The organism is Flavobacterium sp., assembly GCF_046073885.1.
In the GTDB taxonomy this organism is placed as follows: Bacteria; Bacteroidota; Bacteroidia; order Flavobacteriales; family Flavobacteriaceae; genus Flavobacterium.
This window is the reverse complement of the sequence record NZ_JBJTND010000005.1, coordinates 22,000-48,897: the sequence shown is the minus strand read 5'-3', so window position 1 is coordinate 48,897 and position 26,898 is coordinate 22,000. Positions and strand designations below refer to the sequence as shown.

Sequence of the window (26,898 nt, the reverse complement as noted above, 5' to 3'; positions counted from 1 at the left end):
ATTAAAATGGAAAAACAACATTTTAGCTGGAATTGCTACACCTGCAAAAACATTACAAGTAAATACAGGTTCTACATTTGATATTACAACTTGGTATAATGCAAATAACAATACAACTGTAACTGCAAGTGCAGGAATATTAATTAATCCTTACGATGCAACTAATGCAACTGTTTATACAGGATTAGATTACAGACCAGCTGTAGGGTCAATCGCTGCTACTGGAGCTGATTTTAATTTAGCAAATGATACTTTTGCTACTGAATCAGAAATGAACTTAGTATTAGCTCCAAACCCATTTGGAAATAATTTCAAATTATATTTAACTTCTAATTCTTCAGATGATGTAAATGTAGGAGTATACGATATGACAGGAAGATTAATCGAAATGAAAAAGGTTGAATATAGTAATGTTAACAATCTAGAATTTGGTAACGATTACAATTCAGGAGTTTACATTGTTGTAGTTAAACAAGGTGATTTTTCTAAATCATTCCGAATCATTAAAAAATAGTAAATAGGTTTTTTAGTAAATTGAAAAAGGCCTCATGATTTTCATGAGGCTTTTTTTATTTGTTACAAAAGGATTCAGAAGAAAAATATATTTATATAAATTAAAAAGCCTCGAAATAAATTAACTTTCGAGGCTTTTAACATTACTAATAATTCTTTTATAGTTTAAGAAACTTTTTTATTGATTTACTTCTTGAATTTGATATTTCAATAAAATATAAACCGCTAGTTAAATTTGCAATATCTAAAGCATAATTAGAAATACGGTTGTCAATAGTTTTAGTCGTAATCAATTGTCCAATAGAATTAAAGATACTGATTTTTTCAATTTCAATAGAAGATCTTGTTATCAGGTTAATCATTTTTGAAGCAGGATTTGGGAACAAACCAAAATTGGATAATTCATTATCAAATGAATAAGAATTTAATTCTACAAATGTCAAATTTTGTACTCCAAAATAATCACAATGTGAAAAAAGAATAGCGGGATCATCACATGCATAAGCCCAAATTATATTCATCGAATTAATATTTGAAGAAAAATTATAATCACTAGGATCACTAGAGGCATAATCTCTTGTAATAATAATTGTTCTAGTCGAATTGTTTACCACATCGTTCATTAGAGTCCAATTATTTTCAATGTCTATTATTGGGGCATTATGACCACCTTGTAATTGCGCATCGTAAAATGTATTATCTTTATAAAGTAAGCAATCTGCAACACACATACAGTCTATATTTAGTCCTATTGAAAACCATTTAGCCGCTGGCCCAGATAATGTAGCGGTTACTTTAGAAGTAGTGTCATTTAGATCAATTTGAACAGTCATTTCTCCTGTTCCTAATGGCACTAGCCCTGTAGTTTTTATTTGTGCATTTGTAAAATTTAGTAATAAAAATAAACCTAAGGTATATTTACGATTCATAAGCTATTTGTTAATCATTCAAAAATTTAAATATATTAATTTCTTGTTTTTATAATGTTACTATAATGTTATTATATTTTAAGTAGCTTGATATCTTTTAATGTTTTATATTATCTTTACATTCACACAACAAAACCATTTCTTCTGTTATGAAAAAAAAAGACATTAAAATTTTATTGGTAGATGATGAACCAGATATCCTTGAAATTGTTGGATATAATCTTTCTCAAGAAGGATATAATATTGTAACCGCTTCTAATGGAAAAGAGGCAATTGCAATGGCAAAAAAAGAACTCCCGCAGTTAATCATAATGGATGTGATGATGCCAGAAATGGACGGAATAGAAGCCTGTGAAAATATTAGAAAAATCCCAGAATTAAATAATATTATAATTACTTTTTTAACAGCAAGAAGTGAAGATTATTCTCAGGTTGCTGGTTTTGAGGCTGGAGCCGATGATTACATTTCGAAGCCAATTAAACCGAAGTTATTGGTAAGTAAAGTAAAAGCCCTTTTAAGAAGACTTAAAAGTGACGAAAATAAAAATCCAGAAACTATTACGGTTGGACCTATAATAATAAACAGAGAGGAATATAAAATAATAAAAGACGAAATTGAAATTGTCTTACCGCGTAAAGAATTTGAATTATTTTATTTACTTGCATCAAAACCTGGAAAAGTTTTTAAAAGAGAAGAAATTCTAGATAAAATTTGGGGAAATGATGTAATTGTTGGAGGAAGAACCATAGACGTTCATATTCGAAAATTACGTGAAAAAATTGGCGATGATTATTTTAAAACCACCAAAGGGGTTGGTTATAAATTTGAATTGTAAACTATAACAATACTTTAATTTCACATCATATTAATGTCATTAAGTTTTAAAAAAACCTATACTTTTGCGGTAGTTTCAACAACCTATATTACCATTTTTTCTACTGCGTTGGTAGTTATTTTGTCGTTTCTTTTTTCAGCTTTTTCATGGCAATTTTGCTTGGCATTTTCGGTTTCTGTAGCTTTATTTTCTTTCTTCGTATTGCAATACAGAGTAGAACATTTTATCTATAAAAGGGTTAAAAAAATCTATGATGATGTATCTCTTTTAGACTCTACAACCCTCAGTTCTCAATCAATAACTACCGATATGGCTACGTTAACTCGAGAGGTTAAGAAATTTGCTACCGATAAAAAAATTGAAATTGAAAACTTAAAAGTAAGAGAGGAATACCGTAGAGAGTTCATGGGAAATGTTTCGCATGAATTAAAAACGCCCTTATTTACAGTTCAAGGCTATCTGTCTACCTTACTCGATGGAGCAATTAAAGATAAAGAATTAAGGGTTAAATATGTAGAGAGAGCCGAAAAAGGCGTGGAACGTCTGATATATATTGTGGAAGATTTAGATATGATTTCTAAATTAGAAATGGGACAATTAAATTTAGAAAAATCCAATTTTAACATAATTGAGTTAATTCAAAATGTTTTCGATTTGCTAGAAATGAAAGCAGACAACAAGAATATAATTTTAATGTTTGACCGAAAATACAGTAAGCCTATTAATGTGTTTGCTGATCAGGAAAAAATTCAACAAGTACTTACTAATTTAATTACTAATTCTATTAAATACGGTAAAGAAAACGGGACCACCGAAGTAGCAATTGAAGATTTAGTTGAGAATAAAATCATTGTTAGAGTTAAAGATAATGGTGAAGGTATAGAACAACAATACATTCCAAGACTTTTTGAACGCTTTTTTAGAGTTGATAAGAGTGGCTCTCGAAGCGAAGGAGGATCCGGTTTGGGTCTTTCTATTGTAAAACACATCATTGAAGGGCACAATGAAAAAATCTATGTAGAAAGTGAATTTTCTAAAGGATCAGAGTTTTCATTTACCCTTGAAAAGGCTGAATAATTCGCTCCAATTTACCTCTGTATTTATTTCTGGAAGTCCTTTATATTCATCTATTGAATCTAAATTTTTTATAGTGAACTCCTCTTGCGTTGCAGTAGGAACTAATCCGTCCTCAGCTAATTGTATTGCTAAATATTCTTGTTCAAACTGTCCTGGCGTAGGTATAAAAAAGGCTTTCTTTTTTAGTTTTGCCAAATCCATTACGGTAGTATAACCCGATCGTGAAAGTACCATTTCACTTTGATTGATTGTTTTTTCCAATTGGGTCGCCTGCATATAATTATAGACCGTAACGTTACCAATTTGCTCCATTTTTTGTTCGGCTTCTACTTTTCCTTTCACAAAAACCACTTTTTTTGGATATTCTTTAAATTCAAAAAGTAGTTTTTCTTCAAGCATAGTTCGTTGGGGCTCTGGTCCTGAAAGCAAAACCATTACATCGTATTGTTTTTTGAGTTTTTTGTAATTCAATCGACTCAATACACCAAGGTATTTAATTTTTAAATTGGTGTTTTCTAAATGGCCTAATTTTCCCGATAGATTTGGAGTTCCCTCAGCATCAGGAACCCAGCATTCTTGGTATTTATTAATAATAATACTGTGCATTTTACTACTTAGCCAAGTAGTATTTCCAGACATTACTTTGAGTTGGTGTGTAATAAAAACAGAAGGCACTTTATTGGTATACAATCCGAGTCTATTGTCTGAGATGACTCCGATTAATTGGTATTCTTTAATCCATTTTTCAATTATTTTATGCTCGGATAAAATACCTTTGATAGTTTTCGGACTATTTTTTAATAATTTCCATTTAAAATTTTCTCCTTTTTTAGAATATTCAATGTTATAAGAAGGCAATTCTAGAGCAATTAAATCGGGAAATTCTTTTTTAAGCAAAGCCAATGCCACTCCATCCGAAGCAATAATCGGATTGAAACCATTGTTTAGTAACTCTTGAATTATTGGAACACAACGCGTGGCATGACCCAATCCCCAATTTAATGGAGCAACCAATATATTTTTACTCATCTTAATCTTTGTTTAGTATAGAAATAAATTGCTCTGCCAAATTGCTTTCATGATCCAATTCTTCAACAATTTCTGGAGTATTTATCTTTTTTTCATGGGTATATAAACGCCATTGTTTTTTATTGTATTCAAGTGCCGTTAAATTTTCAATCCAATCGCCAGAATTTAGATAAATTGTTTTCCCTTTCTCGGTTTCTACACTTTCAAATTTTGGCTCATGAATGTGTCCGCAAATTACATAATCAAACTTGTTTTCTATAGCTAATTCGATACATACATTTTCAAAGTTAGAAATAAATTTAACAGCCGATTTTACATTTCCTTTTATTTTCTTTGATAACGAATAAGGTTCTTTATTTAATCGGTCTAACACCCAATTAATAAATCGGTTTAATAATATCAATAAATCATACCCCCAACCGCCAAGTTTGGCTAGCCATTTAGCATGATTTATGGAAGCATCAAATACATCTCCATGAAAAATCCATGCTTTTTTATCGTCTAATTCTAAAACTAATTTGTTTAATAGACTGATGTTTCCAAGTTGTAAATCGGTAAATTTTCTTAAAAACTCATCGTGATTGCCTGTAATGTAATACACTTTAGTTCCTTTTGAACTTAAGGATATTATTTTTTTGATAACCTTTAAGTGACTTTTAGGGAAGTACGATTTTCTAAATTGCCATATGTCTATAATATCTCCATTAAGAATTAATGTTTTTGGCTTTATTGTAGATAGATATTCTAATAATTCCTTAGCATGACAACCATACGTGCCCAAATGCACATCGGAAATTACTACTAATTCAACTTTTCTTTTTTCCAAGTGTAATTGTTTTCTACAAATTAAATGATGTTGTTTTTTGTTAAGGTTATTTTAACATTACTAAAAGTTTAACTGTGTTACTTTTTAATTCCTTAGTTTTGTTATCTTAAAATTATGGTAATTTATACCAAAAAATAGACAACAAATCGTGGGAAGTAAAAACAAGCTTAAGAGATTTAAAGAAAACGAAACATTTCAAAATGTTTTTCAGCCAACAAGAGAAGAAGTAGTAAGTAATAGTTTTCCGTTAAGAGGAAAGTGGAATTCTGATTTTTTTCAAAATCAAAATCCAATTATTATAGAATTAGGTTGTGGAAAAGGAGAATATTCTGTAGGATTGGCCGCACATTATCCAAATAAAAATTTTATTGGAATTGATATAAAAGGAGCTCGTTTTTGGCGTGGTGCAAAAACTGCTGTTGAAGAAGGGATGCATAATGTAGCTTTTGTTAGAACCCAAATCGAATTGATTAACCATATTTTTGCGGATGGTGAAGTAGATGAAATTTGGATTACTTTTCCTGATCCACAAATAAAATACAAGCGAACCAAACACCGTATGACCAACTCTGAATTTCTTAAAATGTATAAGAAAATTCTAAAACCAAATGGTGTTGTAAACTTAAAAACCGATTCAGAATTTATGCACGGATATACCCTTGGATTGTTACACGGAGAAGGGCACGAGGTAGAATATGCAAACCATAATGTGTATAAAAATGAAGGGGCACCAGCTGAGGTAACAAGTATTCAAACCTTTTATGAAAAGCAATATTTAGAAATTAATAAAGCAATTACGTATATTCGTTTTAAAATAAAATAAATGCAGTTTTTCCTTCCATTTTTATTTGGGTTTATGGCCGCCGTAGTTGGGATTATTCCTCCAGGATTAATCAATTTAACCGCTGCAAAAATTAGCCTTATTGATGGAAAAAAAATGGCAATGAAGTTTGTTTTTGGGGCTTTAACGGTAATTGTAGCGCAAACCTTTATCTCAGTTTTCTTTGCGCAGTACATTAATCGAAACCAAGATATTATTATTTTAATTAGAGAAATTGGACTTGTAATTTTTGTTATTTTGTCTATCTATTTTCTAAAATTTGCTAAAAAAACAGCAGTAATTTCCGAAGCACCCAAGGTAATAAAAGTTAAACGCAACCGGTATTTGGTTGGTATGTTGGTTTCAGTAATTAACTTTTTTCCTATTCCTTATTATGTGTTAATTAGCATAACTCTAGCCAGCTATAATTTATTAAAATTTGAATTACTTCAAGAAATTCTGTTTGTATTAGGTGTTGTTTTAGGATCTAGTTTGGTCTTTTATTTGTATGTTGTTTTATTTAACAAAATGAAAAGCAAAGCCGATTATTTTATTGCTAACATGAATAAAATGATAGGAACCATAACCGGAATAGTAGCACTATTTACCTTATTTCATCTTTTGAAAATGTACTTTAATGGAAGATAATTTTTTTGAAAGAGTTTACACTATTGCAAAGCAAATCCCTGAAGGTAGAGTCACTTCCTATGGTGCTATCGCCAAAGCATTAGGCACAGCTCGATCTGCTAGAATGGTAGGTTGGGCAATGAACGCTTCCCATAATAGAGCCGATGTGCCGGCTCATCGAGTGGTTAATCGAAATGGACTACTTACTGGTAAACACCATTTTCAAGGAACCAACTTGATGCAACAACTATTAGAAAACGAAGGAATTAAAGTAGAGAACAATCAAATTTTAGATTTTGACTCGGTTTTTTGGGAGCCAGAAGTCAACATATAAAAATAGTTTTGATTATTTTTTTCATTTCAAACGTTTTCGAAATCAATTTTTTAGATTTTTTTGACTTTTTTATTCGAAACTGACAAAAGTCATATATTACCCTTTTAATTCAGTAGAAATTTGCAGTATAATATTAAACGAATACTGCGATGGATACTTTTAAAAAAAACTTGCAAAATGCCTTAGTTGCATTTCTATTACTTCTTCCAACCTTTTTTTTCGCTCAAGAATCTAAATTAATTTTAGCTGAAAGTAAATTAACCGTATTTGGTACTTCTAATTTACATGATTGGGATATAGTTGCTAATGCAATGAGCGGTAAAGCAACTTTTATTTTTGATAATTCTATACTTTCAGATATTAAAAATTTAGATTTTGTAGTAGATTCTGAACAATTGCTAAGTGGCCGATCTGGAATGGATGAAAACACCTTTAAAGCATTAAATACTAAAAAATACAAAACCATCAACTATAAGCTTACCAATGTTTCAAAAATCACTAAAGTTTCTTCAACCACTTACACCATTGAAGTGCAGGGAGATTTAAGTATAGCAGGAACTACAAGAAACATAAATCAAATTTTTACAGCTGTAATTACTGGAAAAAAAATAACTCTCTCAGGTAAAACAAAAATTACAATGACTCAATATAAAGTAGTTCCACCTACAGCACTCTTCGGAACTATAAAAACAGGGCCAGATGTAACCGCAGATTTTAAAGTAACTTATAATTAAACAAATTAAAAATCAATATTATGAAAACAATTATTAAATTCTCTTTATTGGTAACTCTACTATTTTTAAGTACCAATAGTAATGCTCAAACTACTTTTGGGAATGTTCAAAATAGCATCCCAAGAGACAAAGACGGAATAAATAAGTTTGATGTAAAAAAAGACAGCGTCCCTTTTAAAGGATTAAGTGTTTATATGGGCGGCGCATTTGCATTACAATTTCAGGCATTAAATTCATTTAATGGACAAGAAAACTTATCAGCACCAATAGCAAATTATCGTTTAAATGATTTAGCAAATAATTTAAACCTACCAATTGCCAACATGACCTTTGGAGCTCAATTAGCCGATGGAGTTCGAGTGCATTTGGATTTATATCTTTCTGCAAGACACCACAATGAAACTTGGGTTAAAGGAGGGTATTTGCAAATTGATAAATTAGATTTTATTAAAAAAGATTTCCTTAAAGACTTCATGAAATATGCTACTATTAAAATAGGTCAAATGGAAAATAACTATGGAGATGCACATTTTAGAAGATCAGATAATGGAAGTGCATTAGTGAATCCATTTATTGAAAATAATGTAATGGACGCATTCACAACAGAGCCAGGTATAGAAGTATACTATAATAGAAGCGGATGGGTTAGCATGTTAGGTGTTACGAATTCTAAATTAAATCAAAGTGTTGCAGAAATTGTACCTTCAACAGCTACTGTAGCATTACCAAATCAAAACACCACTATTAGTCCAACTATCTTAGCAAAATTTGGTTATGACAAACAATTAGATAAAGATTTAAGAGTAAGATTAACTGGATCTTTATACCATGTTTCTAATATGAGTAGTAATTTATATTCTTCTGATAGAGCGGGAAGTCACTATTATGGAGTAATGTCTCACCAAGCATACACAGGTGTTGCTGGTGCTGTTGCAAATAACTTTGACGTGACTGCAAATAAAGATACTGGAAGATTTAATCCTGGATTTGGAAACTGGGCAACTTCAATAATGATTAATCCATTTTTGAAATACAAAGGATTAGAATTTTTTGGAACTTTTGAACTAGCTTCAGGTGGCGATGTAAAAGGGAATGATGATAAACGTACCGTAAATCAATATTCTGGCGATGTTGTATATAGATTTGGTAAAACAGAAAATTTATATCTAGGTGCTAAATACAATACAGTTACTGGAAAATTAGCTAATGCAGATGCTAATGCTATAAGCATTAATAGAGTAGAATTAAGTGGTGGTTGGTTTATGACTAAAAATATACTAGCAAAATTGGCGTATATTAATCAAACTTATAATAACTACTCTCAATTTGTAAGTGGTAATCCAAATGATTTATATAATGGTAAATTCAATGGATTAATGTTTGAATCTGTAATTACGTTCTAATTAATATAAATACAAGAGAAAAGCTTCGGCTTTTCTCTTTTTAAAGTCATGAAATTTATTAGTATTTGTATAGTTGTATTTGGGTTATTTCTAATTAGTTTTAATTCTATGACTAAGACCAAAGTTAAAATTTCACCTAAAAGTGAAGTTTCAATTTGCGGCAAATCAAATATTAATTCATTTCAATGCAAATACAATTCTAATTTACTAGATGAAGAGATTTTAGTTACTTCAGTAAAAAGTACCGATAATATTATTTATCTCAATAATGCTAAGATTTCTATTAGCAGTAATGGTTTTGATTGTTGTAACAATTTGATAACTAAAGATTTTAAAACTACTTTAAAAGCAGATAGTTATAACACAATTAATATTCAACTGAAAGAAATAGAAATCGAGAATTCTAATTTAATTACACGAATTGAAATTGAAATTGCTGGAAAAACTAAAGATTATTTAGTCCCCACTACTTTCAATGAAAAAAATAATAATGTAAAAGGAACTTTAAAGTTGAATATCAAAGATTTTAATTTAAAATCGCCAAAAAAAATGTTTGGTTTGATTCAAGTCGAAGAAAACGTTGACATCAATTTTAATTTATTTTTACTTTATTGATTTATTTTTTAGTTAGTTAAAGCAGCTGTTTTACAGCTGCTTTTTTTTATGTTTTATAGGTATAGAATTTATAAAAAATGATATTTTTCTGTAAATAACTATTACCTTTGCAATCTAAAATCAATCTTAATAAGATAGTTAGATTTTATTATCAAAAAAAAATGAAACTAGATAGAAAAGAAATCCTTAAAGCGTTAGAAACCATTACTATTGCTGGTGAAGGGAAAAACATGGTTGAGAGTGGTGCAGTAAAAAATGTCATCACTTTTGGAAATGAAGTAGTGGTTGATTTAGTACTTTCTACTCCAGCCATGCACATAAAAAAGCGTGCTGAAGACGATATAAAAAAATTAATTCACGAACAATTTTCGAAAGAGGCTGAGGTAAAAGTAAATATCAAAGTTGAAGCTAAAGAAAATCCGAATGAAATAAAAGGGAAAGCCATCCCAGGAATTAGTAATATTATTGCGGTGGCTTCAGGTAAAGGAGGTGTTGGTAAATCTACAATTACAGCAAACCTTGCAGTTTCTTTAGCAAAAATGGGCTTTAAAGTTGGTGTTTTAGATGCCGATATTTACGGGCCAAGTATGCCGATCATGTTTGATGTAGAAAATGAAAAACCAATTTCTATTGAAGTGGATGGCAAGTCTAAAATGAAACCTATTGAAAGTTATGAAATAAAATTACTTTCCATTGGATTTTTCACATCCCCAAGTCAGGCAGTGATTTGGAGAGGACCAATGGCTGCCAAAGCATTAAATCAAATGATTTTTGATGCCGATTGGGGTGAACTGGATTTTATGCTTATCGATTTACCTCCAGGAACAGGGGACATTCACTTGTCGATTATGCAATCAATGCCTATCACAGGAGCGGTTGTAGTAAGTACGCCTCAAGCGGTTGCCCTTGCAGACGCAAGAAAAGGAGTTTCTATGTTTATGGCCGATAGCATCAATGTTCCGGTATTAGGAATTATTGAAAACATGGCTTACTTCACACCAGAAGAATTACCAGAAAACAAATATTATATCTTCGGAAGAGAAGGAGCAAAAAATCTTTCAGAAGATTTAAAAGTACCTTTTTTAGGAGAAGTTCCGTTAGTACAAAGCATTCGTGAAGCCGGAGATTATGGTCGTCCAGCAGCTTTACAAACCGATTCGCCTTTGGAAATTGTATTTGAAGAAATAGCAAGAAACGTGGTTGAAGAAACTGTGAAACGCAATGAAAATTTGGCGCCAACAGAAGCAATTAAAATTACAACAATGGCAGGTTGTTCTGCAGTAAAGAAATAGTCAATAAGGCTTTTAGATCTCTTTAATGTCTAAAGAACTAAATTTCTAAGTAGTCTAAAAATCCAATTAATCTAAAATGTCAAAATTATGACACACGAAGAGTTGACTTTAAATATCGAAAAAGCACTTGAGGAAATTCGACCTTTCTTGAATTCCGATGGCGGCGATATTAGTTTGATTTCGATAGAAGATCAAAAACATGTGAAAGTGAAATTTCAAGGGGCATGCACTAGTTGTAGCGTAAATCAAATGACACTAAAAGCAGGTGTTGAAACTACTATTAAAAAATACGCTCCTCAAATAGAAACTGTAGAAAATATCGCCTAGTAAAATAGGATTAGAAAAATGATAGAAACCGATATACTTATCATTGGTGCAGGACCAACCGGATTATTTGCTGTATTTGAGGCTGGATTATTGCAGTTAAAATGCCATATTATAGATGCACTTCCGCAACCCGGAGGGCAATTAGCTGAATTATATCCTAAAAAACCAATTTTTGATATTCCGGGTTACCCCGAAGTTTTAGCAGGTGATTTAGTTACTAATTTAATGGAGCAAATTAAACAATTTGAACCCGGATTTACACTTGCCGAAACTGCCGAAACTATCGATACATTAGAGGATGGAACATTTATTGTTACTACCAATAAAGGAACAAAACACCATGCAAAAGCAGTAGCTATTGCTGGTGGATTAGGAACTTTTGAACCTAGAAAACCTCAATTAGATAACATTGCTTATTATGAAGAAAAAGGAGTGGAGTACTTTGTAAAAGACCCCGAATTGTTTCGTAATAAACGAGTGGTAATTGCGGGTGGAGGTGACTCCGCTTTAGATTGGAGTGTTTTTCTTTCTAATGTAGCTTCCGAAGTGACTTTGGTTCACCGAAGAAATGAATTCCGTGGTGCTTTAGACTCAGTTGAAAAAGTTCAGGAACTTAAAAAAGCAGGAAAAATCAATCTAGTGACTCCAGCAGAAGTAGTTGCTATTAATGGGAAAGACCACGTAGAAAGTATTGTACTTGAAAACGAGGGCAACCAACAACTTTTAGAAACCGATTATTTTATTCCTTTATTTGGGCTTACGCCAAAATTAGGAGCGATTGCCAATTGGGGATTGGAGATAGAAAAAAATGCAATCAAAGTAAATAACGCTCTAGATTATCAAACCAATATCCCAGGAATTTATGCCATTGGAGATGTGAATATTTATCCAGGAAAATTGAAATTAATTCTTTGCGGATTTCATGAAGCCACATTAATGTGTCAAAGTGTTTACCAACGAATCAATCCAGGAAAAAAATACGTGCTTAAATACACTACTGTTTCCGGAGTGGATGGTTTTGACGGTACCCGAAAAGAAGCTGAAAAAGCCGTTGTAAAATCAATAGATTAAGAAGAATGCCACAAGATATTACCATAAAAATTACCGATAGAAACGGTGTTTTACATGAAGTTCAGGCGCCAACCGACATGAACTTGAATGTAATGGAGTTGATTCGAATGTATGAATTAGCTGAAGAAGGCACTGTAGGTGTTTGTGGTGGTATGGCAATGTGTGCCTCATGCCAATGCTATGTTTTGAATGATGTGTTAAAGACAGAACGCAATGACGACGAAGAGGCCATGTTGTTAGATGCTTATCATGTAAAATCCAATAGCAGGCTTGGATGTCAAATTCAAATTACAGAGGATATCGATGGACTTGAATTAGAGATAGCTCCAGAGCAATAAACAAAAAAGCGAGATAAATTCTCGCTTTTTTGTTTAAATTAGTTCCAATTCTTTTTTGGTCATTTGTTCCTCAATGGCATCCCAAAGTCCGATTCGTTTTTGTAATGCTTCGACAGAAACTTCTTCAACTTCACTCCATTTTGTTTCACTTGAACCACATAATTCAGAAATCATTTGCATTGCCATTGGTCCATGTTCGTCGGCATCCAATTCGATGTGTCTTTCAAAATAATAAATCAATTTTGACAAATCAGTTTCTGGAAAATTCGATTGAAAATTCTTCAATATTTCGGTAAACATACTCGGAATCAAATCTTCTCTTCCAAAGGTAAAAGCGGCTGCAATTTTGTGTGCTTTTCCTTCTTCAATTACTCTAAAAGTAAAATCTAAAAACGCTTTCACATTAGGATGTAAATTACTTTGCTTGATGGATACAAATATGTTTTGTGTGTTTTTTACATTCTCAAGAAATTCAGTAACTACGCTGGTAGTAGCGCCACATTGTTGCATGGCATCCAAATACATTTCAAAATGACTTTGACGGGTACCGTCCATAGCCAAATCGGTTTCTTCAGCAACAACAATTTCATTAATCAAATAACGCACCTGTGGATTTCCAACAGGCAACCATGGAGTTGTTGTGCAGGTAAGTTTACTTTGTAATGCTTTAAGCAACGACATAAAATCCCAAACGGCATAAATGTGATTTTCTAAAAAACAATGAAGATCTTCAATTGTTTTTACCTTTTCATACAAACTATGCGTCAGTAATTGATTTTTATATTCCTGAATATTCTCGTTTATCGTTGAAATAGTCATCTTATTTATTTTTCGTAAAAATAAAAAAGCCTCTCGTTATAGAGAAGCTTTTTATATCAATTTTAATTATTGTTTAATCAATTATTTGAATGCAGGAATTCCAGTAATATCGGCACCTGTAATTAATAAATGGATGTCGTGGGTGCCCTCGTAGGTAATTACCGATTCTAAGTTCATACTGTGACGCATGATAGAATATTCACCAGTAATTCCCATTCCACCTAATATTTGTCTCGCCTCACGAGCAATATTTATAGCCATATCCACATTGTTTCTTTTAGCCATCGAAATTTGAGCTGTTGTTGCACGGCCTTCATTTCTTAAAACACCTAATCTCCAAGTTAACAATTGTGCTTTGGTGATTTCAGTTATCATTTCGGCTAATTTCTTTTGTTGTAATTGGGTTCCAGCGATTGGTTTATCAAATTGAATTCGCTCTTTAGCATAACGCAATGCGGTATCATAGCAATCCATTGCAGCGCCAATAGCACCCCAAGCAATTCCGTAACGAGCAGAATCCAAACACATCATTGGTGCTCCAAGACCCGATTTTCCTGGCAATAAATTTTCTTTTGGAACTTTTACATTATCAAAAATCAATTCTCCAGTTGCACTAGCACGAAGTGACCATTTATTGTGTGTTTCAGGAGTTGTAAATCCTTCCATTCCACGTTCCACAATAAGTCCGTGAATTCTTCCTTCTTCATTTTTAGCCCAAACCACTGCTACATCAGCAAATGGTGCATTGGAAATCCACATTTTGGCTCCATTCAATAAATAATGGTCACCCATATCTTTAAAATTAGTTACCATTCCGCTAGGATTAGAACCATGATCGGGTTCGGTCAAGCCGAAACAACCCATGAATTCTCCGGTTGCTAATTTTGGCAAATATTTCATTCGTTGCTCTTCGGTTCCGAATTTCCAAATAGGATACATCACCAACGAAGATTGAACAGAAGAAGTAGAACGAACTCCAGAATCCCCTCTTTCAATTTCTTGCATGATTAAACCATAAGAAATTTGATCCAATCCTGCTCCGCCATATTCTTCTGGAATATAAGGGCCAAATCCACCAATCTCACCCAAACCTTTAATAATTTGTTTCGGAAATTCTGCTCTTTGAGCATACTCTTCAATGATTGGAGAAACTTCACGTTTTACCCAGGCACGGGCAGAATCGCGAACTAATTTATGTTCTTCAGTTAGCAAATCGTCTAACAAGTAGTAATCGGGAGCTTGAAATAAATCTGGTTTCATTCGATTGTTTTTTTGATGACACAAATTTACATAAACAAATTTAGTATTTCATTCAACGAATGTTATAATTTTTAATGATATGATAATTTATTTCGAAAAATCAAGTCAAATAATGACAATAATAGAATTTACATTTTTAGATAAAATGCTTTGGTTAATTCTATATATTCCTCTGTATATTGGTGTCGGGCCGTTTCAATAACCAATTCATCTGCAGTTAAAGTACTTAGCTCATAGCGTTTGAAAGCTAATAAACTTCGTTTAATTTCGGTAGTTGGGGTGCCTTTTACACGAGTCACCTTTATAGGAAACAGTTCTACTTCGGCACACAAATCAATAAATTTTTCTTCTTCTTTAAAAGGAATGATTACTGCGAAAATTCCGTTTTCAGACAGTAATAAGTGGGCTGCTTCAACTAACTCTTCAAAAGGTAATGCATCTTTAAAGCGTGCTAAGTCACGTTGCTTATTTTCGGTTTTATAATCTTCCGAATAAAAAGGAGGATTGGAAACGATGAGGTCGTATTCGTCTTCTGGCTCTTCAACAAATTCATCCAAACCGGCATGAAAACAAAATAATCGATCTCCCCAAGGTGAATTTTCGAAGTTTTCTACACATTGTTCGTAGGCATCTTCGTCTATTTCAAGGGCATCAATCTGTTCGGCATTACTTCGTTGGGCTAGCATTAAAGATAATATTCCGGTTCCTGCACCAATATCTAAAACAGAATACGGATTGTTCTCTATAGGGCACCAAGCACCAAGTAAAACTCCGTCTGTTCCAATTTTCATGGCACATCGGTCTTGGGATACAGAGAATTGTTTGAATTGGAATTTGGACAATTGAGACTTTTTAGAATATTAGACAATTTAGATATTTCCTAAGTCGCAGGCGTTTCTAATAATATAAAAGCGTAGCGAATCTAAAAATCTTTAAAGATACATTTCTACTAATCCTTCTGGGAGGTTCATGATGACTTTCTTGTTGGTCCTATCTATTTTTACAAGAAATTGATCAATCATAGGAACCAAAATTTCAACGGATCCATTTACTACTTCAAAAAGTGGTTGAGCCGAAGTATCGTTAATGGAAACAATTTTTCCAAATACTCCCAATCGTTGGTCTTCAATTTCAAAACCAATTACTTCATGAAAGTAAAATTTGTTGCCTTCTAGTTTTGGCAACATGTTTAAAGGAAGGTAAATTTCACAACCAATAATTTCATCGGCATCTGCTTCGTTGTCAACATCTTCAAATTTAACTCGAAGAAAATCGCCTTTGTGAAGGTTGCAATTTTCAATAAAATATGGAACCAAGTTTTTGTTGAATTCAACAAAAACCGATTCCATATTTTCATATAACTCTGGCTCATCTGTATCTAAATAGATTAAGATTTCGCCTTTGAAACTAAATTTTTTTGCAATTTTGCCTAAATAGAAACAATCTTCTTTACGCATTATTGCAAGATATTAAGCCTCTGTTTCTTCGTTATTTTCTTCAGCAGGAGCAGCCTCTTCAGCAGGAGCAGCTTCTTCTTCAGTAACTTCAGCAGCAGGAGCCTCTTCAGCTACTTCTTCTTCAGCAGCAACTTCAGCTACTACTTCTTCTGTAGCAGTTTCTTCAGCAACTTCAGCAACCTCTTCTTCTACTACTTCTGGTGCTTCAGCAGCTTTTAAAGCTTCAGCAGCAGCATTAATTCTTTTTTCGTTAGCAGCTTGTTCCGCTTTCAAAGCTTTAGCTTTAGCATCTTTTTGTGCTTTAGTTAAAGTTTCTTTTTTAGCTTCAACTTTAGTAGCTTTCTCTTTAATCCAAGCTTCAAGTTTAGCATCTGCTTGCTCTTGAGTTAAAGCTCCTTTACGAACTCCTCCATCTAGTTGGTGTTTCAATAAAGCACCTTTATAAGAAAGGATAGCTCTAGCTGTGTCTGTTGGTTGAGCACCATTGTGTAACCATTGTACCGCTTGGTCAAGGTGTAATTCAATAGTTGCAGGATTAGTGTTTGGATTGTAAGTTCCTATTTTTTCAAGGAATCTACCGTCTCTTTTCGCGCGAGCATCTGCTGCTACGATCCAGTAAAAAGGTTTTTGTTTTTTACCGTGTCTTTGTAATCTAATTTTTACTGACATAAATCTAAATGATTAAATTGAGGTTCTCGACCTCGGTTAATTAAGGGTGCAAAGATATAAAACTTTTTGATTCTAACTAATTGTAAATAAAAAAAATAGTTTGACTTGGAATTATTGCAAAAAAAACTATTTTTGTAATTACTAATTATTATTAATGATGAAAAAAATAGTTTCCCTAATTGTAGTATTATTCGCTACTTTGTCGTGTACTACCGATGTGAAATTCAATAATCCTGGTTTTCAAGCTTACCGTGACGGAAATTTATTTAGAGCCTTAGACGTGAAGGCAACCCGATCTGCTTTTACTGGTGACCTTTCTTTTGTAGCTTTAGCTCAAGATGAAAAAGTAGAAATAAATATTTCAAATGCAAATGTTGGAACCTACTACTTTGGAACAAATGATTTATCTACCAATGCTGCTTACAGTTCTACATTTAATGGATTAGCGTTGTCTTATCGTACAAATAACATTACTGGTCCAGTTGCTAAAATGTACAATTACATGATTAATGAAGGAACAGGATATTCTACAGATTGTAATTTATTAAACGGAGTATATGTGTGCGGAAATTCTCACGCTACAACCAGCACAGGAACAGGAAGTGGATTAACCCTTAATGTTATAGCAAATGCTGCAGGTCATGTAACTTCTGTTAAAGTTGCTTCGCCAGGAACCGGATATAAAACGGGTGATGTAGTTACAATTTTGGGTGGTGGAGCTAATGCTAAAATTGCAGTATTAAATGTTGAAGGAAGTAATGGTGAAGTGAATATCACTGAATATACGGGCGATACAGTATCCGGAAATTTTAAATTCAACGCTGTAAATACCAGTGGAAATCCTTTAGGAGGAGAGTTAGTGAATTTCCAATACGGTACTTTTTATAAACTACCTATTCAAGCAATTCCATAAAGAAATTTATATAAATAGAGTGCAAACCCATTTGGAAACAAATGGGTTTTTTATTTATTAATCATAATAAAACCTTAATACTACACATACCCCATTTATTATGAGTACATTTGTAAGGAATTTTAAAAAATAAATATGAATATTTTTGTTGGAAGTCTTCCTTGGAGTATAGAGGAAGCAGATTTGAGAGAGTCTTTTGAAGTGTACGGATCGGTTAGTTCTGTTAAAATTATTACTGATAAATTTACTGGAAGAAGTAAAGGATTCGGATTTGTTGAAATGGAAAACGATGCAGAAGCTGAAAAAGCAATTGCTGAATTGAACGGAGCAACTGTTGAAGGCCGTACAATTGTAGTAAACAAATCAGAGCCAAAACCAGAAGGAGAAAGAAGATCTTTTTCTAACAACCGTTCAGGCGGTGGTTACAATGGTGGAGGTAATTCTCGTGGTGGCGGAAGCTACAACGATAGAAACAGTGGTGACGGTAACAGAGGAAGATACTAGTTTTTCAAGCTTATTATACTACAAAAACCATTCGATTTTTCGGATGTTTTTTTTTTGTTAATAACTAAAATTGAAAATTCACTCCTTAAAATGTACTTTTGAAGTTGTAATTGGATGTTAGTTTTTTAGCTAATTACCAATCCCTATTTACTTATTACTTTCAGATGTATTTAATATTCGATACCGAAACCACCGGACTTCCTAAAAAATGGGCAGCACCAATTACCGACACAGATAATTGGCCAAGATGCGTTCAAATTGCTTGGCAGCTGCATGATGAAATGGGAAATCTTGTGGAGCATCAAGATTATTTAATACAACCCGAGGGTTTTAATATTCCGTATGATGCCGAAAGCGTTCACGGAATTTCTACCGAACTAGCGCAACAACAAGGAATTTCTTTAGCTGAAATGCTAGAGAAATTTAATATTTCGCTTTCCAAAGCTAAATTTATTGTTGGGCAAAATCTTGGTTTTGATGTGAATATTATGGGCTGCGAATTCCATCGAATGGGAATTCAGTCACCCATGTCTTCAATGCCAATACTTGATACCTGTACCGAAGTAACCGCTTCTTTGTTACAGCTTCCGGGAGGAAGGGGAGGAAAGTTTAAATTACCCACTTTAACCGAATTACACCAATATCTTTTTGGGCAACCTTTTGCAGAAGCTCACAATGCTACTGCCGATGTTGAAGCAACCACGAGATGTTTTTTCGAATTAATACGAACTCAACAATTTACCAAAGAAGAACTTGGAGTTACTTCAGAATATTTTGAAGAATTTAAATTAAAAAATCCCAAGACAATTTCTTTAATTGGGTTACAACATGTTAATCTTAAAGAGGCTTCTAGTAAGATAAGACAACAATTTGGTGATAAAGACCATGTTCCAATTTCAAATGAAACGCTTACCGAAAACAAACAAATTCTTGTGGACTCGGAGTTTGTTCATTTGCACAATCACACCCAATTTTCGGTATTACAATCAACCGTTTCTGTCAAAGATTTAGTTGCTGCGGCAGTAAAGAATAAAATGCAGGCGGTTGCAATGACCGATATGGGAAATATGATGGGAGCCTTCCACTTTGTGAGGGACATTCTGTACCATAACAAATCTGCGGAAGCAAAAAACAAAGCCGCAATTGAGGCTGGAAATACTCCAGAAGAAATTACGATTAAGCCAATTTTAGGTTGCGAATTTTTTGTTTGTGAAAATCATAAAGATAAAACTCGAAAAGACAATGGGTTTCAGGTGGTATTCTTAGCCAAGAATAAAAAGGGATACCACAATTTAGCCAAAATGGCTTCTATAGCTTACACAGATGGGTTTTATTATGTTCCTAGAATTGATAGAGATATAATCAAACAATATAAAGAAGACATTATTGTTCTTTCGGGAAGTTTGTATGGTGAGGTTCCAAACAAAGTGCTGAATCTTGGAGAAAATCAAGCAGAAGAGGCATTACTTTGGTGGAAAGAACAGTTTGGCGCCAATTTCTATATCGAATTAATGCGCCACAATCAAGAGGATGAAAACCGAGTAAACGCTTCCTTGATTACATTAGCCAGAAAGCACAATGTGAAATTAGTGGCTACCAATAATACCTTTTATATTGATAAAAAAGACGCCAATGCCCATGATATTTTGCTTTGTGTTCGAGATGGAGAAAAGCAATCTACGCCAATAGGTAGAGGTCGTGGCTTCCGATACGGTTTGCCAAATCAAGAATATTATTTCAAATCGAGCGAAGAGATGAAGCAACTCTTTGCAGATTTGCCTGAGGCAATTTCAAATATTGCAGAAATTGTAGATTGCATTGAAATTTTTGATCTTGCTCGTGAAGTATTGTTACCAAAATTTTCAATTCCCGAGGAATTTCTCGTTGCTGAAGATCAACAGGACGGCGGGAAGCGAGGTGAAAATAAATACCTTCATCATTTAACTTATGAAGGCGCCAAAAGAAGATACAAAGACATTACTCTTGAAATTCAGGAACGCATTGATTTTGAATTACTAACCATTGAAAATTCGGGTTATCCAGGATATTTTTTGATTGTTCAAGATTTCATTGCCGAAGCCCGAAAAATGGGAGTTTCTGTTGGCCCTGGGCGGGGTTCTGCAGCCGGATCTGTTGTGGCTTATTGTTTGGGAATTACCAATATTGATCCGTTGTTGTACAATCTGCTTTTTGAGAGATTCTTGAATCCAGACAGGGTTTCCCTTCCCGATATTGATATTGATTTTGATGATGAAGGTAGAGGGAAAGTAATGGATTATGTAATTCAAAAATACGGTTCAAAACAGGTGGCTCAAATCATTACCTACGGAACCATGGCGGCAAAATCTTCGGTTAGAGATACCGCTCGTGTATTGGATTTACCTTTGTTTGAAGCGGATAAAATTGCCAAACTGATTCCTAATAACTTGAATTTAGCTAAGATATTTTCAATGGATGAAGCCAGTTTGAAAAAGGCACTTCGTCCTGAAGAATTTGATAAAGTTAAAGATTTAATTGCTCTGGGAAGATCTGGTGATTTAGGTGGAGAAACTATTCAGCAAGCGCAAGTTTTAGAAGGAAATTTAAGAAATACCGGTATTCATGCCTGCGGGGTAATTATCACTCCAGACGATATTACCAATTTCGTTCCTGTTGCTACTGCCAAAGATTCGGAGTTGTATGTAACCCAGTTTGATAACTCGGTGGTTGAAAGTGCCGGCTTATTGAAAATGGACTTCTTGGGTTTGAAGACCCTAACTTTGATAAAAGATACGGTTAAATTAGTAAAATATAGAACAGGTATTGAGCTCAATCCAGATGAATTTCCAATTGATGATCTTAAAACCTATGAACTTTTTCAAAGAGGAGAAACGGTAGGGATTTTCCAGTATGAAAGTCCGGGAATGCAAAAATACATGAAGGAATTAAAACCAACGGTTTTTCCTGATTTGATTGCCATGAACGCCTTGTATAGACCCGGACCTATTGCATATATTCCGAGTTTTATTAAGCGAAAAAATGGGGAAGAAGAAATTGTATATGATCTTGAAGCTTGCGAAGAATTACTAAAAGACACCTACGGAATTACCGTATACCAAGAGCAGGTAATGCTTTTGTCCCAAAAATTGGCAGGGTTCTCCAAAGGGGATGCCGATGTGTTGCGTAAAGCAATGGGAAAAAAACAACGAGATGTACTTGACAAAATGAAGCCTAAATTCATTTCTCAAGCGGAAGCTAAAGGACATCCAGCCGATAAATTAGAGAAAATTTGGAAAGATTGGGAGGCCTTTGCAGAGTATGCGTTTAATAAATCGCATTCTACTTGTTACGCTTGGATTGCCTATCAAACAGCCTATTTAAAAGCCAATTATCCAGCCGAATATATGGCAGCGGTTTTGTCTAATAACATGAACGACATTAAGCAAGTTTCTTTCTTTATGGAAGAATGTAAGCGAATGGGATTGAAGGTGCTAGGACCAGATGTGAATGAATCGTTTTATAAGTTTACGGTAAATGATAATTATGCTGTTCGATTTGGAATAGGAGCCGTAAAAGGTGTTGGAGCAAATGCCGTAGATACCATTGTACAAAATAGAAAAGACGCTCCTTATAAATCAATATTTGATTTAGCCAAAAAAATAGATTTGCGTGCAGCCAATAAAAAAGCTTTTGAAAGTTTAGCATATGCAGGTGGCTTCGACTGTTTTGAAGATACCCATCGCGCGCAATATTTCCACTTGGATGGAGATGGAATTACCTTTTTAGAGAAGGCAATTCGTTATGGTTCGAAATTTCAGGAAAATGAAAATTCATCGCAAGTCAGTTTGTTTGGCGAAGCCAGTGAAGTACAAATTGCCGAGCCAATCGTGCCTCCTTGTGCCGAATGGAGTACGATGGAAAAACTGGCTAAGGAAAAAGAAGTAGTTGGTATTTATATTTCTGGTCATCCACTGGATGATTATCGATATGAAATGAACTATTTCTGTAATATTAAATTGGCTCAATTAAAAAATTTAGAACCACTTGTAGGTAAAAACTTAACTTTTGGAGGGATTGTAACTAATGTACAATACCGCACTGGGCAGAAAGGTAAAGATTGGGCCTCTTTCACTTTAGAAGGTTATGATGAAAGCCATGACTTTAGAATATTTGACGAAGAATATCTGAAATTCCGACATTTTTTAGTCAACAATCAATTCATTTATTTCAAAATTAGCGTAAAAGACGGTTGGGTAAATCGGGACACCGGAAAAAAATCGGATCCAAGAATTACCTTTCAAGACGCAAAATTCTTGGCTGATGTTTTGCCGGCTTTCGCCAAAAAGTTATCCATTCATTTGAATATTCAAGATTTGAATTCAAATTTAATTCAAAGATTGAGCGAACTTTTTAAAGCAAATACTGGAGAGAATTCGGTTAATTTTGAAGTATTAGAAATAGAAAAAGTAACCAAAATCCTAGAGCAAAATATGCCGGTAGCACTACCAATTCCTGCTGAATCTGAAGAAGGTGATTTGGATGAGGTGGCAGTTGATTTGGAATCCGAATTAAACGAGCCCGACATGGAGGTGAATATGCCAATTTCAGTTGAAGAGAATAGAGTTGTTACAAGATTGGCCATGCCAAGCAGAAAATTGAAAGTCAAAATTTCCAAAGAATTATTGGAAGAATTAGATAAAGTTCCGGTTAACTATAAACTAAATTAATTAATAAATAGCGAAAAGTAATACTTGTTACATTTCATCCATAAAATAATTAATTATATTTGCCTAGATAAACGAAAACATAAATAAATTTAATAAAAAAGATATGGCATTAGCAATAACAGATGCTACTTTTGATGAAGTAGTTTTAAAATCAGATAAACCAGTAGTAGTTGATTTTTGGGCAGCCTGGTGTGGACCATGTAGAATGGTCGGACCAGTTATCGATGAGGTTTCTTCAGAATACGAAGGCAAAGCTGTAGTTGGAAAAGTAGATGTAGATGCAAACCAAGAATTTGCTGCGAAATATGGTGTGAGAAACATTCCTACGGTATTAATTTTCCAAAACGGAGAAGTAGTTGGTCGTCAAGTTGGAGTTGCTCCGAAAAAAACCTATACCGATGCAATTGACGCTTTGTTATAATTAAAGAAAATAAATAGATTAAAAGGTTCAGTGAAAGCTGAACCTTTTTTTATTAATATAATTTATTAGAAATAGAAACATTTTGAAATTTTCAAATTATATTTGAATTATGAAAATAGAAGAACAAAAAGAACTTATTTCTGGATTTAAACATCTCGAACTATTGGCTAACCAAGTTGTGGAAGGCTTTATTTCGGGGATGCATAAATCACCTTTTCATGGTTTTTCTGCCGAATTTGCCGAACATAAAATTTACAACATCGGTGAAAGCACGAAGCACATCGATTGGAAGCTTTTTGCCAAAACAGATCGATTATTTACCAAACGATTTGAGGAAGAAACCAATCTTCGTTGTCATTTGATAATTGACAATTCCTCATCCATGCATTATCCAAAGTTGGAGGCAAATCAAAATTTTTATGAAAGTAAAATCGGATTTTCGGTTTTGGCTTCTGCGGTGCTTATGAGTTTGTTGAAAAAGCAGCGTGATGCAGTTGGATTGAGTGTTTTTTCGGATAATTATGAATATTATGCTCCCGAAAAAGGAAGTGATCGCCACCATAGAATGTTATTACATAGGCTAGAAGATTTGCTAGATCATCCAAAGCAATCCAAAGCTACAGATACCATCACTTTTTTACATCAAGTGGCAGAAAAAATTCATCGCAGATCGATGATTGTTATTTTCACAGATATGTTTCAAGACGGGAATCAAGAGGAATTACTCAACGCCTTACAGCATTTAAAACACAACAAACATAAGGTAGTTTTATTTCATGTTATTGATGATAAAACAGAATTAAATTTTGACTTTGACAATACCCCAAGAAAATTTATAGATGTAGAATCTGGAGAAGTTGTGAATCTATTTGCGGAAAATGTAAAAGAGGAGTATGAGAAAAATCTGAAAGATTACTTTAAAAATCTCTCTCTAGTTTGTGCACAAAATAAAATCAAGTATGTTCCTGTAAATGTTGGGGCAAATTTTGATAAAATCTTGACTACATATTTAGCTGAAAAACAAATGTTTGGTTAACTAATGCTAAATCAAGTAAAAAATTAATAAAAAAAAGCATTGAAACACTTGCTAATTTTAAAAATGGGTGTATATTTGCAACCGCAATAAAGCGAAGGTTTGGTAGTTCAGTTGGTTAGAATACATGCCTGTCACGCATGGGGTCGCGGGTTCGAGTCCCGTCCAGACCGCTAAAATTGGGAAAAAGCACTTTGGAAACAAAGTGCTTTTTTGCCCAATAAAGCATATGAAATGCAAGTGCTGAATAGTTATTTTTCAGTAGTTCATTCAAAATTAGTTGTGTTGTTTTCGATGCGAATTTGTAACTCGCATCACGGTTTAGTAGTTAGACCAATGAAAAGCTTTCCACTTTATTGTGGATGGCTTTTTTGCTTTTAATAACTTTCAACTCACTTTTTTTGTTAATGTTAATTTTTTTGAGATCAACTTAAAATTAAAATTATATATTTGTAATTAGCAATGAATTAATACTTTGCTCAATTATTTAACATATAGATTTCCTATGAAAAAAATACTACTTTTCGTGTTTATTATTTCAATTAATACAATTCACGCCCAAATTATAGTTGGAAATAATGCTTTAACACCAGCAGAATACATTCAAAATTATTTATTAGGAAGTGGAGTCACTGTAACCAATATTAAATTTAATGGTTCGACTACTGCTGCAAATACGATTGTTGATCAAATAGGAAAATTCTCGAATGGAACAGCAAGTGTAGGAATTACTAATGGAATTATCCTTTCTACTGGGAATTCCATGGTTGCTGAAGGGCCTAATGATCTTTCAGGAGCAAGTTTGGCGCCTGCTAGCCCAATAACTGGAGATCCAGATTTAGCTTTGCTAACCACTAGTACAGTAAGAAATACAGCATCTATAGAATTTGATTTTGTTCCAATTGGACAAAATTTAAGTTTCAATTTTGTTTTTGCTTCCGAAGAATATTTAGAATTTGTTAATTCAAATTATAATGACGTTTTTGGATTCTTTATTAGCGGTCCCGGAATTACGGGTCCTTTTAGTGGTAATGCTAAAAATCTTGCGGTTTTGCCTTCAACAAATACTCCAATTACAATTAACACAATAAACAATGTTTTGAATTCAGATTTTTATATAAATAATGGTACTGGATCTACTCCAAATGTTAATTTTGGTTCTCAATATGATGGTCACACCAAGGTATTACCTGCAACTACAACGGTTCAATGTGGAGAAACCTATCATATTAAATTAGCAATCGCAAATGTGAGTGATAATGCTTTTGATTCCGCAGTTTTTATTGAAGCTAATAGTTTTAATGCTAATCAGTTAGTGAATTTACCCAATGATTTTTTAGTGTCTAATGGATCAGCTCCTTGTTATGGAACTACACAGCAAATATGTACTGGATTATCTAATTCAATATTACATCAGTGGTCGTTAAATGGAGTTGCAATACCAAATGTAACGGGGTCATGTGTGCCTATTAATCAATCAGGGCAACTATGTGTTACTGTTTATCCTATGGGTATTTCGTGTCCAACTACACAATGTATTAATGTTGAGTTTGCTGCACCAATGATCATCACAAATCCTACTAATTTAACAGCATGTCAAGGGTCTACTTATAATTTAACATCCAATACTCCAGTAATATTAACGGGTTTAATAGCAAATGGTTATGCAGTAACCTATTATCATAATCAAACTGATGCACAAAATTTAACCAATCCAATAACCAATAATACCAATTATGTAGGCACTAATGGAGAAGTAATTTGGGCTGGGGTTAAAAAAATATCAACCGGTTGCGTTGAAACGAGATCTTTTGTTCTAACAACAGATACAGTAAATACAACTATTGCTCCATTATTTAACACTTATGGACCGTATTATCAAAATGCAACTCCTGATAGTTTATCAACAGTGTCTAATAATGGAATTACAGGAACTTGGTCACCATCATCAATTTCAACTACTTCCTTAGGAACACAAACCTATACTTTTATTCCAAATGCTGGGCAATGTGCAGGTGTTACAACTATTGATGTGACAGTTGAAGCACTTGCTTCTGATCAATTTTCAAATTTAAATTTCAGTGTTTTTCCAAATCCTGCTAGAGAACAACTAACGGTTCAGTTATCAGGAAATACAACTGTAAAACAAATTAGATTAATTGATATGCTTGGTAGAACAATAAAAACTGAAAATTACAATTCTGCCAATGCAATTGAAACTTTAAATCTCAAAGAAGTAGCAAAAGGAAGTTATTTTGTAGAAGTAACATCAGATTCCAATCAAAAGGAAATCAAGAAAATAATTGTAAACTAATTGATTAAGTTTTTCACATAATCAAAGCCAT

Annotated in this window: 27 protein-coding genes and 1 tRNA gene; 20 read left to right on the top strand and 8 right to left on the bottom strand. The window is 33.3% G+C overall.

Going from position 1 to position 26,898, the window contains the following annotated elements; all coding sequences use genetic code 11:
- A partial coding sequence (locus tag ACKOWY_RS00515) for a T9SS type A sorting domain-containing protein (protein ID WP_408939484.1) occupies nucleotides 1-514 on the top strand: 514 nt, incomplete at its 5' end.
- A 157-nt stretch (nucleotides 515-671) separates the two neighbouring features.
- Here the strand turns inward: ACKOWY_RS00515 and ACKOWY_RS00510 are convergent.
- Nucleotides 672-1,442 (bottom strand): T9SS type A sorting domain-containing protein, encoded by a 771-nt coding sequence (locus tag ACKOWY_RS00510; RefSeq protein ID WP_408939483.1) that lies wholly within the window; start codon nucleotides 1,440-1,442, stop codon nucleotides 672-674.
- Nucleotides 1,443-1,591: 149 nt separating this feature from the next.
- On the opposite strand from ACKOWY_RS00510, the gene ACKOWY_RS00505 reads away from it, so the two are divergent.
- Together ACKOWY_RS00505 and ACKOWY_RS00500 are read left to right on the top strand one after the other, a co-directional pair.
- Nucleotides 1,592-2,278 carry a response regulator transcription factor gene (locus tag ACKOWY_RS00505; protein ID WP_408939482.1) on the top strand — a complete coding sequence of 229 codons (687 nt, stop codon included), beginning with the start codon at nucleotides 1,592-1,594 and terminating at the stop codon, nucleotides 2,276-2,278.
- A 33-nt stretch (nucleotides 2,279-2,311) separates the two neighbouring features.
- Complete coding sequence (locus ACKOWY_RS00500) at nucleotides 2,312-3,355, top strand: sensor histidine kinase (RefSeq protein WP_408939481.1); 1,044 nt, start codon at nucleotides 2,312-2,314, stop codon at nucleotides 3,353-3,355.
- On the opposite strand, the gene ACKOWY_RS00495 is transcribed toward ACKOWY_RS00500, so the two are convergent.
- On the bottom strand, nucleotides 3,329-4,384 hold the full coding sequence (locus tag ACKOWY_RS00495) for a glycosyltransferase (protein ID WP_408939480.1): 1,056 nt from the start codon (nucleotides 4,382-4,384) through the stop codon (nucleotides 3,329-3,331). The two genes, ACKOWY_RS00500 and ACKOWY_RS00495, sit on opposite strands and share 27 nt — an antisense overlap.
- Before the next feature lies 1 nt (nucleotide 4,385).
- The gene (locus ACKOWY_RS00490; RefSeq protein WP_408939479.1) at nucleotides 4,386-5,210 is read right to left on the bottom strand and encodes a UDP-2,3-diacylglucosamine diphosphatase; all 825 of its coding nucleotides are present in this window, start codon (nucleotides 5,208-5,210) and stop codon (nucleotides 4,386-4,388) included.
- 148 nt (nucleotides 5,211-5,358) lie between these two features.
- Between ACKOWY_RS00490 and trmB the strand changes: the two genes are divergently transcribed.
- The 10 genes from trmB (at nucleotide 5,359) to ACKOWY_RS00440 (ending at nucleotide 12,771) form a co-directional block, all read left to right on the top strand.
- The gene (gene trmB, locus ACKOWY_RS00485) at nucleotides 5,359-6,033 is read left to right on the top strand and encodes a tRNA (guanosine(46)-N7)-methyltransferase TrmB (RefSeq protein ID WP_408939478.1); all 675 of its coding nucleotides are present in this window, start codon (nucleotides 5,359-5,361) and stop codon (nucleotides 6,031-6,033) included.
- Complete coding sequence (locus ACKOWY_RS00480; protein WP_408939477.1) at nucleotides 6,034-6,678, top strand: lysine transporter LysE; 645 nt, start codon at nucleotides 6,034-6,036, stop codon at nucleotides 6,676-6,678.
- Nucleotides 6,668-6,991, top strand: coding sequence for an MGMT family protein (locus ACKOWY_RS00475; RefSeq protein ID WP_408939476.1), 324 nt, complete (start codon nucleotides 6,668-6,670; stop codon nucleotides 6,989-6,991). The genes ACKOWY_RS00480 and ACKOWY_RS00475 overlap by 11 nt, the downstream gene beginning before the upstream one ends.
- A 149-nt stretch (nucleotides 6,992-7,140) precedes the next feature.
- Complete coding sequence (locus ACKOWY_RS00470) at nucleotides 7,141-7,725, top strand: YceI family protein (protein WP_408939475.1); 585 nt, start codon at nucleotides 7,141-7,143, stop codon at nucleotides 7,723-7,725.
- A 20-nt stretch (nucleotides 7,726-7,745) separates the two neighbouring features.
- The gene (locus ACKOWY_RS00465; RefSeq protein WP_408939474.1) at nucleotides 7,746-9,128 is read left to right on the top strand and encodes a hypothetical protein; all 1,383 of its coding nucleotides are present in this window, start codon (nucleotides 7,746-7,748) and stop codon (nucleotides 9,126-9,128) included.
- Nucleotides 9,129-9,236: 108 nt separating this feature from the next.
- A complete protein-coding gene (locus tag ACKOWY_RS00460) occupies nucleotides 9,237-9,743 on the top strand; it encodes a YceI family protein (RefSeq protein WP_408939473.1) in 507 nt (168 codons plus the stop codon).
- A 161-nt stretch (nucleotides 9,744-9,904) separates the two neighbouring features.
- Nucleotides 9,905-11,035, top strand: a complete 1,131-nt coding sequence (locus ACKOWY_RS00455; protein WP_408939472.1) for a P-loop NTPase — start codon at nucleotides 9,905-9,907, stop codon at nucleotides 11,033-11,035.
- Between the two features lie 87 nt (nucleotides 11,036-11,122).
- Nucleotides 11,123-11,362, top strand: coding sequence for a NifU family protein (locus ACKOWY_RS00450; RefSeq protein ID WP_408939471.1), 240 nt, complete (start codon nucleotides 11,123-11,125; stop codon nucleotides 11,360-11,362).
- Nucleotides 11,363-11,380: 18 nt separating this feature from the next.
- Nucleotides 11,381-12,433, top strand: a complete 1,053-nt coding sequence (locus tag ACKOWY_RS00445; RefSeq protein WP_408939470.1) for an NAD(P)/FAD-dependent oxidoreductase — start codon at nucleotides 11,381-11,383, stop codon at nucleotides 12,431-12,433.
- Nucleotides 12,434-12,438: 5 nt separating this feature from the next.
- Nucleotides 12,439-12,771 (top strand): ferredoxin, encoded by a 333-nt coding sequence (locus tag ACKOWY_RS00440; RefSeq protein ID WP_408939469.1) that lies wholly within the window; start codon nucleotides 12,439-12,441, stop codon nucleotides 12,769-12,771.
- Between the two features lie 33 nt (nucleotides 12,772-12,804).
- Here the strand turns inward: ACKOWY_RS00440 and ACKOWY_RS00435 are convergent, their stop codons facing one another.
- The 5 genes from ACKOWY_RS00435 to ACKOWY_RS00415 all read right to left on the bottom strand — a co-directional run bounded on the left by ACKOWY_RS00435 (nucleotide 12,805) and on the right by ACKOWY_RS00415 (nucleotide 16,976).
- Nucleotides 12,805-13,590 carry a DUF3050 domain-containing protein gene (locus ACKOWY_RS00435; protein ID WP_408939468.1) on the bottom strand — a complete coding sequence of 262 codons (786 nt, stop codon included), beginning with the start codon at nucleotides 13,588-13,590 and terminating at the stop codon, nucleotides 12,805-12,807.
- Nucleotides 13,591-13,671: 81 nt separating this feature from the next.
- Nucleotides 13,672-14,850, bottom strand: a complete 1,179-nt coding sequence (locus tag ACKOWY_RS00430; RefSeq protein ID WP_408939467.1) for an acyl-CoA dehydrogenase family protein — start codon at nucleotides 14,848-14,850, stop codon at nucleotides 13,672-13,674.
- A gap of 128 nt (nucleotides 14,851-14,978) precedes the next feature.
- Entirely contained in the window at nucleotides 14,979-15,641 is a 663-nt protein-coding gene (locus ACKOWY_RS00425) for a tRNA1(Val) (adenine(37)-N6)-methyltransferase (RefSeq protein WP_408939486.1), read from the bottom strand.
- A gap of 141 nt (nucleotides 15,642-15,782) precedes the next feature.
- Nucleotides 15,783-16,307 (bottom strand): ribosome maturation factor RimM, encoded by a 525-nt coding sequence (rimM, locus tag ACKOWY_RS00420; RefSeq protein WP_408939466.1) that lies wholly within the window; start codon nucleotides 16,305-16,307, stop codon nucleotides 15,783-15,785.
- Between the two features lie 12 nt (nucleotides 16,308-16,319).
- Nucleotides 16,320-16,976, bottom strand: a complete 657-nt coding sequence (locus ACKOWY_RS00415; protein ID WP_408939465.1) for a 30S ribosomal protein S16 — start codon at nucleotides 16,974-16,976, stop codon at nucleotides 16,320-16,322.
- A gap of 154 nt (nucleotides 16,977-17,130) precedes the next feature.
- On the opposite strand from ACKOWY_RS00415, the gene ACKOWY_RS00410 reads away from it, so the two are divergent.
- From ACKOWY_RS00410 to ACKOWY_RS00380, 7 genes are all read left to right on the top strand, one after another.
- Nucleotides 17,131-17,889: a DUF6252 family protein gene (locus ACKOWY_RS00410; protein ID WP_408939464.1), complete on the top strand. Its 759-nt coding sequence runs from the start codon at nucleotides 17,131-17,133 to the stop codon at nucleotides 17,887-17,889.
- 135 nt (nucleotides 17,890-18,024) lie between these two features.
- Nucleotides 18,025-18,393 carry an RNA-binding protein gene (locus tag ACKOWY_RS00405; protein WP_353084106.1) on the top strand — a complete coding sequence of 123 codons (369 nt, stop codon included), beginning with the start codon at nucleotides 18,025-18,027 and terminating at the stop codon, nucleotides 18,391-18,393.
- Between the two features lie 164 nt (nucleotides 18,394-18,557).
- A complete protein-coding gene (gene dnaE / locus ACKOWY_RS00400) occupies nucleotides 18,558-23,099 on the top strand; it encodes a DNA polymerase III subunit alpha (protein WP_408939463.1) in 4,542 nt (1,513 codons plus the stop codon).
- 79 nt (nucleotides 23,100-23,178) lie between these two features.
- Nucleotides 23,179-23,520 (top strand): thioredoxin, encoded by a 342-nt coding sequence (trxA, locus tag ACKOWY_RS00395; protein WP_408939485.1) that lies wholly within the window; start codon nucleotides 23,179-23,181, stop codon nucleotides 23,518-23,520.
- Between the two features lie 109 nt (nucleotides 23,521-23,629).
- On the top strand, nucleotides 23,630-24,556 hold the full coding sequence (locus tag ACKOWY_RS00390; RefSeq protein WP_408939462.1) for a DUF58 domain-containing protein: 927 nt from the start codon (nucleotides 23,630-23,632) through the stop codon (nucleotides 24,554-24,556).
- A 96-nt stretch (nucleotides 24,557-24,652) separates the two neighbouring features.
- Nucleotides 24,653-24,726: transfer RNA gene (locus ACKOWY_RS00385), tRNA-Asp, on the top strand.
- Nucleotides 24,727-25,058: 332 nt separating this feature from the next.
- Entirely contained in the window at nucleotides 25,059-26,867 is a 1,809-nt protein-coding gene (locus ACKOWY_RS00380; RefSeq protein WP_408939461.1) for a choice-of-anchor L domain-containing protein, read from the top strand.
- Nucleotides 26,868-26,898: the final 31 nt, after the last annotated feature.